The 13,226-nt window shown below is 67.6% G+C and carries 9 protein-coding genes; 4 read left to right on the top strand and 5 right to left on the bottom strand.

Annotation, left to right across the window (positions count from 1 at the left end; all coding sequences use genetic code 11):
- Window positions 1-16 precede the first annotated feature (16 nt).
- The gene (locus tag AC2JAJ_RS20420; RefSeq protein WP_473697544.1) at window positions 17-3,415 is read left to right on the top strand and encodes a pyruvate carboxylase; all 3,399 of its coding nucleotides are present in this window, start codon (window positions 17-19) and stop codon (window positions 3,413-3,415) included.
- A 76-nt stretch (window positions 3,416-3,491) separates the two neighbouring features.
- Here AC2JAJ_RS20420 and AC2JAJ_RS20415 read toward each other — a convergent pair whose 3' ends face one another.
- Complete coding sequence (locus AC2JAJ_RS20415; protein ID WP_486414725.1) at window positions 3,492-5,300, bottom strand: AMP-dependent synthetase/ligase; 1,809 nt, start codon at window positions 5,298-5,300, stop codon at window positions 3,492-3,494.
- A gap of 171 nt (window positions 5,301-5,471) precedes the next feature.
- On the opposite strand from AC2JAJ_RS20415, the gene AC2JAJ_RS20410 reads away from it, so the two are divergent.
- Window positions 5,472-6,569, top strand: coding sequence for an ROK family glucokinase (locus AC2JAJ_RS20410; RefSeq protein ID WP_473697542.1), 1,098 nt, complete (start codon window positions 5,472-5,474; stop codon window positions 6,567-6,569).
- Here the strand turns inward: AC2JAJ_RS20410 and AC2JAJ_RS20405 are convergent.
- Genes AC2JAJ_RS20405 through AC2JAJ_RS20395 form a run of 3 tightly spaced genes read right to left on the bottom strand, consistent with a single transcriptional unit; the run spans window position 6,566 to window position 8,707 of the window.
- Entirely contained in the window at window positions 6,566-7,153 is a 588-nt protein-coding gene (locus AC2JAJ_RS20405; RefSeq protein ID WP_501053279.1) for a hypothetical protein, read from the bottom strand. The genes AC2JAJ_RS20410 and AC2JAJ_RS20405 overlap by 4 nt on opposite strands.
- Window positions 7,140-7,922, bottom strand: a complete 783-nt coding sequence (locus AC2JAJ_RS20400) for an alpha/beta hydrolase (protein WP_486414727.1) — start codon at window positions 7,920-7,922, stop codon at window positions 7,140-7,142. The genes AC2JAJ_RS20405 and AC2JAJ_RS20400 overlap by 14 nt, the downstream gene beginning before the upstream one ends.
- Complete coding sequence (locus tag AC2JAJ_RS20395) at window positions 7,919-8,707, bottom strand: alpha/beta hydrolase (RefSeq protein WP_486414728.1); 789 nt, start codon at window positions 8,705-8,707, stop codon at window positions 7,919-7,921. The genes AC2JAJ_RS20400 and AC2JAJ_RS20395 overlap by 4 nt, the downstream gene beginning before the upstream one ends.
- Before the next feature lie 111 nt (window positions 8,708-8,818).
- On the opposite strand from AC2JAJ_RS20395, the gene AC2JAJ_RS20390 reads away from it, so the two are divergent.
- Window positions 8,819-9,637 (top strand): lysophospholipid acyltransferase family protein, encoded by an 819-nt coding sequence (locus AC2JAJ_RS20390; RefSeq protein WP_486414729.1) that lies wholly within the window; start codon window positions 8,819-8,821, stop codon window positions 9,635-9,637.
- Window positions 9,638-9,733: 96 nt separating this feature from the next.
- On the top strand, window positions 9,734-11,128 hold the full coding sequence (locus tag AC2JAJ_RS20385; protein WP_221387482.1) for a class II 3-deoxy-7-phosphoheptulonate synthase: 1,395 nt from the start codon (window positions 9,734-9,736) through the stop codon (window positions 11,126-11,128).
- A 54-nt stretch (window positions 11,129-11,182) separates the two neighbouring features.
- Here the strand turns inward: AC2JAJ_RS20385 and pknB are convergent, their stop codons facing one another.
- On the bottom strand, window positions 11,183-13,216 hold the full coding sequence (pknB, locus tag AC2JAJ_RS20380; protein WP_486414730.1) for a Stk1 family PASTA domain-containing Ser/Thr kinase: 2,034 nt from the start codon (window positions 13,214-13,216) through the stop codon (window positions 11,183-11,185).
- Window positions 13,217-13,226 lie beyond the last annotated feature (10 nt).

Raw genomic sequence — 13,226 nt, 5'->3', positions numbered from 1 at the left:
ATGATGCAGGAGAAGTATGTTTTCCAAAGTTCTGGTGGCCAACCGCGGCGAAATCGCGATCAGGGCCTTCCGCGCCAGCTACGAGCTGGGCGCCAAGACTGTTGCCGTCTTCCCCAATGAGGACAGGAACTCCATCCACCGCCAGAAAGCGGATGAAGCGTACCTGATCGGCGAGGAAGGGCATCCTGTCCGGGCCTACCTGGATGTGGATGAAGTGATCCGGGTGGCCAAGGAGTCCGGCGCCGACGCCATCTACCCGGGCTACGGCTTCCTTTCAGAGAACCCCGGGCTGGCACGTGCCGCGAAGGAAGCCGGCATCACTTTCGTCGGCCCGCCCGCCGAAGTCCTGGAGCTTGCCGGCAACAAGGTGGCTGCGCTGAAGGCAGCCCGCGAAGCAGGCGTGCCGGTGCTGAAGTCCAGCGAACCGTCCAAGGACCTGGACGAACTGCTGGCTGCCGCGGATGAGATCGGCTTCCCCATCTTCGCCAAGGCCGTCGCCGGCGGCGGCGGGCGCGGCATGCGCCGGGTGGACACCCGGGAAGCCCTGCCCGAGGCCTTGAAGTCGGCCATGCGTGAAGCCGACGCCGCATTCGGTGACCCCACCATGTTCCTGGAGCAGGCTGTCCTGCGTCCCCGGCACATCGAAGTACAGATCCTGGCCGACGCCGAGGGCAATGTCATGCACCTCTTCGAGCGTGACTGCTCCATCCAGCGCCGCCACCAAAAGGTCATCGAGATTGCCCCGGCGCCCAACCTGGACGAGGGCATCCGACAGGCCCTCTACCGGGACGCCGTCAAGTTCGCCCAGGCCCTGAACTACGTCAACGCCGGCACCGTGGAGTTCCTCGTGGACACCGAAGGCGAGCGGGCCGGCCAGCACGTCTTCATCGAAATGAACCCCCGCATCCAGGTGGAACACACGGTGACCGAGGAAGTCACGGACGTGGACCTTGTCCAGGCCCAGATGCGGATCGCCTCCGGTGAGACCCTCGCCGACCTTGGCCTCTCCCAGGACGCGGTCAAGCTGCGCGGTGCCGCCCTGCAGAGCCGCATCACCACCGAGGACCCGGCCAACGGCTTCCGCCCGGACGTCGGAAAGATCACCGGCTACCGCTCCGCCGGTGGCGCCGGCGTAAGGCTCGACGGCGGCACCGTCTACTCGGGTGCCGAAATCAGCCCGCACTTCGACTCCATGCTGGTCAAACTGACCTGCCGTGGCAGGGACTACCCGTCCGCCGTCGCGCGTGCCCGCCGTGCCTTGGCCGAATTCCGCATCCGTGGTGTCTCCACGAACATCCCCTTCCTGCAGGCCGTGCTGGATGACCCCGACTTCATCGCCGGCGACGTCGCGACCAACTTCATCGACCAGCGCCCGCAGCTGCTCAAGGCCCGTGTCTCCGCCGACCGCGGCACCAAGCTGCTCACCTGGCTGGCCGACGTCACCGTCAACAAGCCGAACGGCGAGCTGACGGTCCACTCGAACCCCGCGGACAAGCTTCCCTCGTTCAAGGGCCTGCAGGCGGCGCCCGGATCGCGCCAGAAGCTCCTCGAGCTGGGCCCGGAAGGGTTTGCCAAGGCGCTCCGGGAGCAGAATGCAGTCGCCGTTACGGACACCACCTTCCGCGACGCGCACCAGTCGCTGCTGGCAACCCGCGTCCGCACCCGCGACCTCGTGGCCGCCGGCCCCGCTGTCACGCACCTGCTGCCTGAACTGCTGTCGGTTGAAGCGTGGGGCGGTGCCACCTACGACGTCGCGCTGCGCTTCCTGGGCGAAGACCCCTGGGACCGGCTCGCCGCGCTGCGCCAGGCCATGCCGAACGTCTGCATCCAGATGCTGCTGCGCGGCCGCAACACCGTGGGTTACACGCCGTACCCCGAGGAAGTCACCGAAGCCTTCGTCAACGAGGCAGCGGCAACCGGTATCGATATCTTCCGCATCTTCGATGCCCTGAATGACGTCAGCCAAATGGCGCCGGCCATCCGCGCCGTCCGCGCAACCGGCACCGCCGTCGCCGAAGTCGCCCTCTGCTACACCGGCGACCTGCTGGATCCGGCCGAAAAGCTGTACACCCTGGACTACTACCTGGACCTGGCGCAGAAGATCGTTGACGCCGGCGCCCACATCCTGGCGATCAAGGACATGGCCGGCCTGCTTCGGCCTGCCGCGGCGGCCAGGCTTGTCACCGCGCTGCGGGAACGCTTCGACCTGCCCGTGCACCTGCACACCCACGACACCGCCGGTGGCCAGCTGGCCACCCTGCTGGCCGCCGTCGACGCCGGCGTGGACGCCGTGGACGTCGCCTCCGCGTCGCTTGCCGGCACCACCAGCCAGGTGTCGGCGTCGGCCCTGGTGGCAGCGCTGGCCCACACACCCCGTGACACGGGCCTGAGCCTGGACGCCGTCAGTTCGCTCGAACCGTACTGGGAAGCGGTGCGCCGCGTGTACGCGCCGTTCGAGTCGGGCCTGCCTGGACCCACCGGCCGTGTGTACAAGCACGAAATCCCCGGCGGCCAGCTCTCAAACCTCCGCCAGCAGGCCATGGCGCTGGGACTGGGGGAGCGGTTCGAGGCCATCGAGGACATGTACACGGCTGCCGACCGGATCCTGGGCCACCTGGTGAAGGTGACGCCGTCCTCCAAGGTGGTGGGTGACCTCGCCCTGCACCTGGTGGGCCTCAACGCCGACCCGGCCGACTTCGAAGCGAACCCGCAGAACTACGACATCCCCGACTCCGTGATCGGCTTCCTGTCCGGCGAGCTGGGTGACCCTCCGGGAGGCTGGCCCGAGCCCTTCCGGACCAAGGCCCTGCAGGGCAGGAGCGTGAAGGTCCGCGACGTCGAGCTCAGCGCGGAGGACAGCGCTGCGCTGAAGTCCGACTCGAAGACCCGCCAGCACACGCTGAACCGGCTCCTCTTCGACGGGCCCACCAAGGATTACCTGAAGAGCGTGGAGACCTACGGCAACATCTCCGTTCTCGACACCCGCGACTACCTGTACGGCCTGCAGCGCGGCACCGAGCACGAAATCCAGCTGGAGCGCGGCGTCCGGCTGATTGCGTCCCTGGAAGCCGTCTCGGAGCCGGATGAGAAGGGCATGCGCACGGTCATGTGCACCCTCAACGGGCAGTCCCGTCCGGTGGTGGTCCGCGACCGTTCCGTGGTCAGCAACGTCAAGACCGCCGAGAAGGCCGATCCGTCCCAGCCGGGCCACGTGGCAGCACCCTTCGCGGGCGCCGTCACCGTGACGGTCAAGCCGGGGGAGACGGTCAAGGCCGGCGACACCGTGGCCACCATCGAGGCAATGAAGATGGAGGCATCCATTACGACGCCGGTGGGCGGCAAGGTCAGCCGCCTCGCCATTTCATCGGTGGAGCAGGTGCAGGGCGGAGACCTGCTGCTGGTCATCGAACAGTAGGCAGGGACGAACCACGGCAGCAGCAAGGGGCCGCTCCGTTCGGAGCGGCCCCTTGGCGTTGCTGGAGCGGGGAGCGTCAGGCGCGGGGCGCCGAGTACATGTCCTCGATGACGTTTTCGAAGTCCTTCATCACCTGGGCGCGCTTGACCTTCATGGAGGGGGTCAGGTGCCCCGAGGCTTCGGTGAAGTCGGCTGCCACGATCCGGAAGGACTTGATGGCCTCGGCCTGGGACACGGAGCTGTTGGCGGCGGTGATCAGGTCCTGCACAGCGGCCTTCACCACCGGGTTGTCTGCCGCGGCTTCCAGGGACGTGTCCGCCGGGAGTCCGTGCCGTTGGAGCCAGCCGGGCAAGGCCTCCTGGTCCAGGGTGACCAACGCTCCGATGAAGGGCCGGTTGTCGCCCACCACCAGCACCTGCGAAACCAGGGCATCGGCCCGGATCTGGTCCTCGAGCAGGGCGGGGATGACGTTCTTGCCGCCCGCGGTGACGATGATCTCCTTCTTCCGGCCGGTAATCCAGACGAAGCCGTCTTCGTCCAGCCTGCCGATGTCGCCCGTGCGGAACCATCCGTCCGCAAAAGCTTCCGCCGTCAGGTCCTCGCGCTGGTAGTACCCCCGCATGACGCAGGCTCCCTTGGCAAGGATCTCGCCGTCGTCGGCAATCTTCACGGCGTTGCCGGGCAACGGTTTGCCCACGGATCCGATCTTGATCCGTGACGGGGTGTTGACCGTGATGGGAGCGGTGGTTTCCGTGAGGCCGTAGCCCTCGAGCACCTGCAGGCCGATGCCCTGGAAGAAGTGGCCGAGCCGTTCGCCGAGCGGGCCTCCGCCGGACACCGCATGGGCCACGTGTCCGCCCATGGCAGCACGCAGCTTCCCGTAGACCAGCTTGTCGAACAGGGCATGCCGCAGTTTCAGGCCAAGGCCCACCCGGCCTTCCTGGCGGGCCTTCGAGAAGGCGATGGCCGTTTCCGCGGCCCGGTGGAAGATGGCACCCTTGCCGCCGTCCTCGGCCTTGGTCAGTGCGGAGTTGTAGACCTTTTCGAAGACCCGGGGCACGGCCAGGATGAACGTGGGCTCGTAGCTTTGCAGGTCCGCCAGGAGGTTCTTAATGTCCGGGGTGTGCGCCACCGTGGTTCCGGCCGCCATCGCCAGGACGGAAATGAAGCGTGCAAATACGTGGGCCAGGGGAAGGAACATGATGGTCTTGGCGTTCTCGTGGACGATCTCGCCGATGATGGCCAGGGCGTTGTCCGAGAGTTCGACGAAGTTGCCGTGGGTCAGTTCGCACCCTTTGGGCCGTCCCGTGGTACCGGACGTGTAGATGATGGTGGCGACGTCCCGAAGGCCCGCCGCACTGCGCCGCGCCTCGAGTTCATCGTCGCTGACGCCGCGGCCCGCCTCACGGAGCGCATCCAGGCCCTGCCCCTCAAGCTGCCAGACGTGCTGCAGGGCGGTGAGGCCCTCGGCATTCACTGCCTGCCGGATGACGTTTTCGTGGTGGGCGGACTCGCCGAAGGCGGCCACGGCACCGGAATCCCCGAGGTTCCAGGCGACCTGGGAGGGGGATGAGGTTTCATATATGGGAACCGAAACGGCGCCCGCGAACCAAATGGCGAAATCCACCAGGGCCCACTCGTAGCGGGTACGCGACATGATGCCCACCCGGTCACCGGCCCCCACGCCGCTGGCGATGAGCCCCTTAGCCAGTGCCCGGACGTCAGCCAGGAAATCGGTGGCGCGGACGTCCTCCCATGACCCTGCGGAGGTCCGGCGCGAAAAGAGCGCGGGGTTGCTGGGCTTGGCTGCCTGCCGCAGCACCAGGTCCGTGATGTTGGTTTCCAGTGGGACAACAACAAGAGGCGGAACACTGAATTCGCGCACTATAGCTCCTTTGATATCCGAGGTCCCACGCCGGGGCATGCCTAAAGACTAATACCCACGGCCGGACTGTGCAGTACCTAAACCTACTGGCGAGTAACTTAGCCGTCAATGCAGGGACACATCGGCTGCGCATGTCAAGACAATCCTGCTCCCCGCCTAGAATGAAACACTATGTACGGACCGCTGCCCGGCGACCAGGCCGGCCCCCTCAAAAGACCGGCACCCCGCCGCTACGCCGCCTACCGCCCCGGCCGACTGCCCGTCGGTGCCGCCCGCGGACACCTGCGCCTCAACCGCAAAGGCCTGGCCATCGGGATCGATATCGGGGGAACCAAGGTGGCGGCGGGCGTGGTTGACGCCGAAGGACGGATCCTCAGCGAGGCGCGCAGGTCCACGCCGGGAACTGATCCGCGGGCAGTGGAGCGGGTCATCGTGGAACTGGTGGAGGAGCTCAGCCGCGGGCACCGGATCAGGTCCGTGGGAATCGGTGCGGCCGGCTGGATGGACCTCGCCGGTGGAACGGTCCTCTTCAGCCCGCACCTGGCATGGCGCAATGAACCGTTGCGCGAGAACCTGGAGCGGCTCCTTCGCCGTCCCGTGCTCCTGACCAACGACGCCGACGCCGCGGCCTGGGCGGAGTGGCGCTTCGGCGCGGGCCGGGGGGAAGACCGGCTGGTCTGCATCACGCTGGGCACCGGCATCGGCGGAGCCATGGTGATGGACGGCAGGCTGGAACGCGGCCGTTTCGGCGTGGCCGGCGAGTTCGGACACCAGGTCATCATGCCCGGCGGACACCGGTGCGAGTGCGGCAACCGGGGGTGCTGGGAGCAGTACGCCTCCGGCAACGCCCTGGGCCGGGAAGCGAGGCTGCTGGCCCGTGCCAACTCTCCCGTTGCCCAGGACCTGCTGGCTGCGGCCGGGGGACATCCGGAAGACATCACCGGAGCCATCGTCACGGAACTTGCCCTGGCCGGCGACCGTGCGTCGCGGGAACTGATCGAGGAGGTGGGCGAATGGCTTGGGCTTGGCCTGGCCAACCTCGCCGCCGCGCTGGACCCGGGGCTCTTCGTCATCGGCGGCGGATTGTGTTCAGCAGGGGACCTGCTGGTGGAACCGGCCCGGAAAGCCTTCTCCCGGAACCTGACCGGGCGCGGCTTCCGCCCGGCGGCAGGCATCGAGCTGGCCGCCCTGGGCCCGAACGCCGGACTGATCGGCGCCGCCGACCTTTCCCGCGTCAGCAGCCGCGTGCGCAGCCAAGGAGCGCGCTAGACCCTCGCGCCGTCGTCGTCCTCGTTCTTTTCCTGCGGCAGTTTCATGATCAGGTACACCGTGCCGAGCACGAACACGGCAACAATGCCGACAATGGCAAGCAGCGGAGCGGCGCGCCAGAACATCGCCGACAGCAGCAGGGCCACCGGTCCACCCACGGCGGCAAGCCACGCAAGCATGGTCAGCGGATCCGTGCCGGCCAGGCTGGGAGGCTCCTCCGGCACGAACTCCCCGCCGTCGTCGTCCACGTCATAGTCGCGCGGGCCGGCCGGGTCATGCGGCGACGTCCGCCCGCCGCCGGACGTGCCGGCAGCGTCAGCGGCGGCTCCGCGCTCCGTGGCGGCTTCGCGCTCCGCGGCGGACAACCCGGCCGGCGGAGTTCCGGCCAGTCCCAACGGGTCGAAGTCGCGAAACGACGGCGGCGGGTTTCCGGGGCTGCCGGCCTTGTCCGGCTGCCGCCCGGGTCCGGGCGGGTCAGGGCGCGTGGCGACAGTGTCCGACTCCAGGCGTGCCACCAGGTCAAGCCAGACGGCGTCGTCCTGGTTGGCGCCCGGGTCCGGCGCGCCGGGGTCAGGCCTTGCCATGGCGGACCTCCTGACCGGGTTGCAGGACCCGCCGGATGAAAGCCACGGAGCCTTCGAAGATACGGTCGGCGTCGTTGTCCAGCGTGGCAACGTGGTAACTGTTCTCGAGCTGCACCACCTCGAGCGGCGCATGCGTCAGCCCGCGCCGCAGCAGGGCCATGCTGGAGTCGGACACCACATGGTCCACGGTGGAGCGGTACACCTGGACGGGCGCGGTGACCCGCGGCAGGAGCCGGACGGTGTCCTTGAACATCTTGTTGAGCTCATGGGCCGCGGCCACGGGCGTGCGGGTGTAGGCCCCCTCGTCCATGCCGGCTTTGAGGATGTCATTGCCGATGGCGGGGGTGCTCTTGAGCACCAGCTTCAGGATCCCGGCCAGCGGGGCACGCGGATCATCGACCGTCAGGCCCGGATTGACCAGGAGAACCCCGGCAACCGGACGGGTTGCGGCGATCCTCAGCGCCAGGGCCCCGCCCATGCTCAGGCCTGCCGCGAACACCTGGTCGCACTGGGCGTCGAGTTCCAGGTAGGCCTCATCGAGGGCGCCGTGCCACTGCTGCCACCGCGTCCGGTTCAGGTCCTGCCAGCTTGTCCCATGGCCCGGCAGCAGCGGCATGCGGACGGCGAAACCGGCAGCAGCGAGGGCCTGGGCCCAGGCCCTGAGCCCATGTGGACTTCCGGTGAAGCCGTGGGACAGGACCACTCCGGTGCGGGAGCCTTCGCCGCTGAAGGCGCTGCTGAAGGGGCTGTGGTCAGGGCCGGCGGTCATGGGGCCTCCAAAGTGCTGGTGCGGCGGGCGTGGGCTCCGACAAAGGCTGCCGACTCCGTAAAGATCAAGGGCGCGTCAACGTCAAGGGTAGCCACGTGGCCGCTGCTGGCAAGGTCAACCACCGCTGCCAAATGCGCACCCAGGCCCTTTTTCAGCAGGCCCAGAGAGGTGGGCGGGACCACGGCGTCGGTGCGCGACTTGAAGACCTGGACCGGCGCGTCCACCCGGGGCAGGCTGCGCACCGCGGCAGCGAACAGCTTCTTCAATTCGTGTACTGCAGCCAGCGGAGTCAAGGAATAGTCGCCGTCGTTGGTCGCCGGCGCCCCGGTCTGGTCCTCCTGGATCGGGACTGTGGTCCGCTGGAAATATTTCAGCAGCCCGATCACCCGCACCCTGCGGTCATAGAAACTCAGGCCGGGATTGACCACGCTGACCCCGGCAACCGAATGGCGGGAAGCGGTGAGCAGGGCAATCGCCCCGCCCATGGACAGCCCTGCCGTGAAGCAGGCGTCGGTCCGTGCCGACAGGTCCAGGAAGGCCGCCTCATAGCAGCGGTACCAGTCGCGCCAGCCGGAACGGGCCAGTTGGCGCCAGTCTGTTCCATGCCCGGGCAGCAGCGGAACGGTGACGGCGTAGCCCTGCTCCGCCAAGTACTCCGCCCACGGCATGACGCTCAGGGGACTGCCGGTGAACCCGTGGCAGATGGCGATCCCGGTGCGCGCGTTGGCTCCGTGGCCGGGGTAGCTGAAAGCAGCCGGACGGGACGGGGTGCTGCTTTCAGTCATGAGTCCATCGTGTCACTGTTCCAGCCAAATCTCACTAGAGTAGGGTTGCATTGAATCGCTGGCCAGGCCCGATGCGGGGACTGGGAGCCGCCTTCCGGAGAGGTTCACTACGTGTTCTATTGGGTCATGAAAAGGATCTTCCTCGGTCCGGTGATCAAGCTGCTTTTCCGGCCCTGGGTCAAAGGCCTGGACAACATCCCGGCGAAGGGGGCCGCCATCATCGCCTCCAACCATCTGTCGTTTTCAGATTCCATCTTCATGCCGCTCATGGTCCACCGTCCGGTGGTGTTCCTGGCCAAATCCGAATACTTCACCGGCACCGGCGTCAAAGGCAGGCTCACGGCGGCGTTCTTCCGGCTTACCAACCAACTGCCCATGGACAGGTCCGGGGGCGCCGCTTCCGCTGCGTCCCTCAATGCGGGTATGGATGTGCTCAACCACGGCGGCCTGCTGGGCATCTATCCCGAAGGGACGCGGAGCCCGGACGCCCGGTTGTACCGCGGCAAGGTGGGGGTGGCCAGGCTCGCCCTGCAGGCCGGTGTTCCCGTCATTCCCGTGGCAATGATCGGTACCGACAAAGTCCAGCCCATCGGCAAGCGGCTGCCCAACATCCGGCGGATCGGCATGGTTTTCGGTGAACCGCTGGACTTCAGCCAGTACCGGGACCAGGCCGAGGACAGGACAGTCCAGCGCAAGGTCACGGACGAGATCATGTCCCGGTTGATGCGCCTCTCGGGGCAGGAGTACGTGGACGAATATGCGGCCGTGGTCAAGCTCCGGCTCGCGGGGAAGGCCGCGGAACCGGAGGCGGCGGCCGAGCCGCTGGCAGTACCGGAACCGGTGGAGGGCGGCTTTGCCCAGGAGACCGGTCCCGCTGCCGGCGGCCAGGGTCCCAAGGGCGACGACGACGGCACGTCCGCCGCGGGCTAACGGGGCCTCACGCCGGGCTTCGGCGCAGTTGTGACGCAGCGGGTGCACAGCGTGACGGGGCGGTGTCCACCGGCCGCGGCCTGCCGTTAGTCTTAGATGGTGACTGAGCTATCTGCAAAACCCGCCTTTACGCTGTCCAGCACCGCCCAGAGCGGAGCCGCCAACTATCCCGGACTCGACAACTGGCGGGACCTTCCCATCTCGCAGCAGCCCAGCTGGCAGGACCGGGAGGTCTTTGAGGCCTCGGTCAAGGAGCTCTCCGTACTTCCGCCGCTGGTCTTTGCCGGTGAGGTGGACATCCTGCGTGAGCGGCTCGCTGCTGCCGCCCAGGGCAAGGCCTTCCTGCTGCAGGGCGGCGACTGTGCCGAAACGTTCGAAGCCGCCACCGCGGACAAGATCAGCGCCCGCGTCAAGACCATCCTGCAGATGGCAGTGGTACTCACCTACGGTGCGGCCATGCCCGTCATCAAGATGGGCCGGATGGCTGGCCAGTTCGCCAAGCCCCGTTCCTCCAACGACGAAACCCGCAACGGCGTGACGCTTCCCGCCTACCGCGGCGACATCGTCAACGGCTACGATTTCACGCCCGAGTCCCGTGGCCACGACGCCTCGCGGATGTTGCGGGCCTACCACACCTCCGCTTCCACCCTGAACCTCATCCGGGCCTTCACCCAGGGCGGGTTCGCCGACCTCCGCTCGGTGCACCAGTGGAACAAGGGATTCACCGAAAACCCTGCCCACGCCCGCTACGAGTCCCTGGCCCGGGACATCGACCGGGCCATCAAGTTCATGGACTCCTGCGGCGCGGACTTCGAGGCCCTCAAGCGGGTCGAGTTCTTCGCCAGCCACGAGGCCCTGCTGCTGGACTACGAGCGCGCCCTGACCCGGATCGACTCCCGCACCGGCTTCCCGTACGACACCTCGGCCCACTTCCTGTGGATCGGCGAACGTACCCGTGAACTCGACCACGCACACGTGGACTTCCTCTCGCGGGTCCGCAACCCCATCGGCGTCAAGCTCGGCCCGTCCACCACCGGTGACGACGCCCTGCGCCTGATCGACAAGCTCGACCCGGAACGCGAACCCGGCCGCCTGACCTTCATTACCCGCATGGGTGCCGGCAACATCCGCGCGAAGCTGCCCGCCGTCGTCGAAAAGGTCACCGCGTCCGGCGCGCAGGTGCTGTGGGTCACCGACCCCATGCACGGCAACACCGTGACCTCGCCCAACGGCTACAAGACCCGCAATTTCGACGACGTGATCGACGAAGTGCGCGGGTTCTTCGAAGTGCACCACGGGCTGGGGACGGTTCCCGGCGGCCTGCACGTGGAAATGACAGGCGACGACGTCGCCGAATGCCTCGGCGGCGCGGACCCGATCGACCAGGACGCTTTCCTGGACCGCTACGAGTCGGTGTGCGATCCCCGTCTGAACCACATGCAGTCCCTGGAAATGGCGTTCCTGGTGGCCGGGGCGCTGGCGAAGCACTAGCTCCTTTGGCCCCTGCGGCGGGCCGGCCCGGCCCGCCGCAGGGGCCGCGCTTGGCTAGACCACCGTGATGGTGACGACCGAGCCCTCCGGGACCTTCCGGTTCACCGGGTCCTGGTCGCGGACGGTGCCGAAGAATCCGCCGAGGATGTTGTTCACCCGGACCTGGAAGCCGAGGGCCTCCAACGACTTCCTTGCCTCGGAAGCCTGCTTGCCGATGAAGCTTGGCACGTCCACCATGCGCGGGCCTTTGGAAATGGTCAATGTCACGGTGCCCCCGCGGGTCAGCGTCCCGTTCGCCGGCGCCTGGCTGACCACGGCGCCCTCCGGGATGCTGCGGTCAAACACTTCGTCGCGGGCGACATCGGCTTTCAGCCCGGCGGCTTCAATGGCGTTCACGGCCTCGCCCTTCGCTTTTCCCACCACGGAGGGAACGGGGATGGGCTGCGGCCCCTTGGAAACCGCCATGGCCACGGGGGTGCCGTGGCGGGACGGCGTGCCGGCGGCGGGATCCTGGGACAGTACCGTTCCTGCAGCGGCCTTTTCATCGAACTGCTCAGTAACCGTGCCCAGCGCCATTCCGGCCGCATTCAGGGCGTCCTTGGCCTGGTCGAGGGTGCCGCCGCTCAGTTTCGGCAGGGGAAAAAGCTGTGGACCTTTCGAGACGAGAAGGGAAACAGGCTGGAATTTCCTGATCTCCGTCCCGGCGCCGGGCTCGCTGCCCACTACCAGCCCGGTCGGCACCTGGTCGTCGAAGACCTCGCTGGTAGTGGAGCGGAAGCCCGCCGCATCCAGCAGCTGCTGCGCCTGCGCCACGGTTTTGTTGGCAACGGCCGGTACGGCGGCGGGAGCGCCCGGCCCCATCCCGAAGAACCATCCGGCGCCCGTGGCCAGCAGTGCAGCCAGAATCAGGACGATCACCCACAGAAGTCCCCGGCGCCGCGGGTTACCCTCCCGAAGCGTCCTGGCCGGGGTGGCCGCTGCCCGCGCGCGGTCCCTGGCGTCTTCTTTTTCGGCCCGGCGTTCGGCCCGCTTGCCGGTCCGTGGCAGAGGGGGAGGCCACGCAGCCCCGGCATCCTCCTCGTCAGGGAGCGCAAGGCCCGGGCGCTGTCCGGGTGGGTGCGCCGGGGCCGCCGGCCGGCCCGCAGGCATCAAGGTGGTTGGATTGCTGGAGCGGGCCAGGACTTCGGTTTGATGCTGCTCGGGTACAGCAGCAACCGCTGCCGGCGGAAGCAGGTCCAGTTCCGCGTCCGTGAGGTTGGTACGGATGTGCCGGAGCTCCTGGAGGAGTGCATTGCCGTCAACGGGGCGGTTCTCCGGGTCATTGGCCGTGCACCACTGGACCAGTTCATCCACTTCCGCTGCCAGTCCCGGCACAAGGTCCGACGGCGGTCCTACCACGCCGTTCACGTGCTGGTAGGCGACCTGGATGGGGACTTCGCCGTCAAACGGCTGCCGCCCGGTGAGCATTTCGTAGAGCATGATGCCCACCGCGTAGACGTCGCTGCGCGCATCTGCTGGTTTCCCCAGCACGAGTTCCGGAGAGATATAGGCGACCGTGCCGATCAGGGCGCCGCTGCTGGTTGAGCTTGTGACGGCCCGGGCCAGTCCAAAATCACCAATCTTGATCCTGCCGTCGTCGGCAATCAGGACGTTTTCCGGCTTCACGTCGCGGTGGATAAACCCGGCGGCGTGTGCGGCCCCCAGCCCTTCGACGACGGGATCGATCAGTGCCAGCGCCAGCCGGGGCGGCAGTGCGCCCCTGTCGCGGATGACGTCCCGGAGCGTGTGTCCCTTGATGTACTCCATGACCAGGTACGCCGCATGCCCGTCGCTGCCCTGGTCGAGGACACCCACCACGTGCGGATGGGAGAGCCGGGCGGCAGCCTTGGCTTCACGGCCAAGCCTGCCCAGGAAGTTCTCATCGGCAGCCAGGTGCGGGTGCAGCACTTTGAGCGCCACCTCGCGGTCCAGCCTCTGGTCAATGGCCAGGTAGACGGTGGACATGCCGCCCCGGGCCAGTTTCGACGTGATGGCATAGCGGTTGTCCACCACCGTACCCACCAGGGGGTCTGACACGTGTTCCTGCACCTTACGATCC

This window comes from Arthrobacter sp. MOO21 (assembly GCF_057369995.2).
This window is presented reverse-complemented; position numbering and strand designations above follow the sequence as displayed.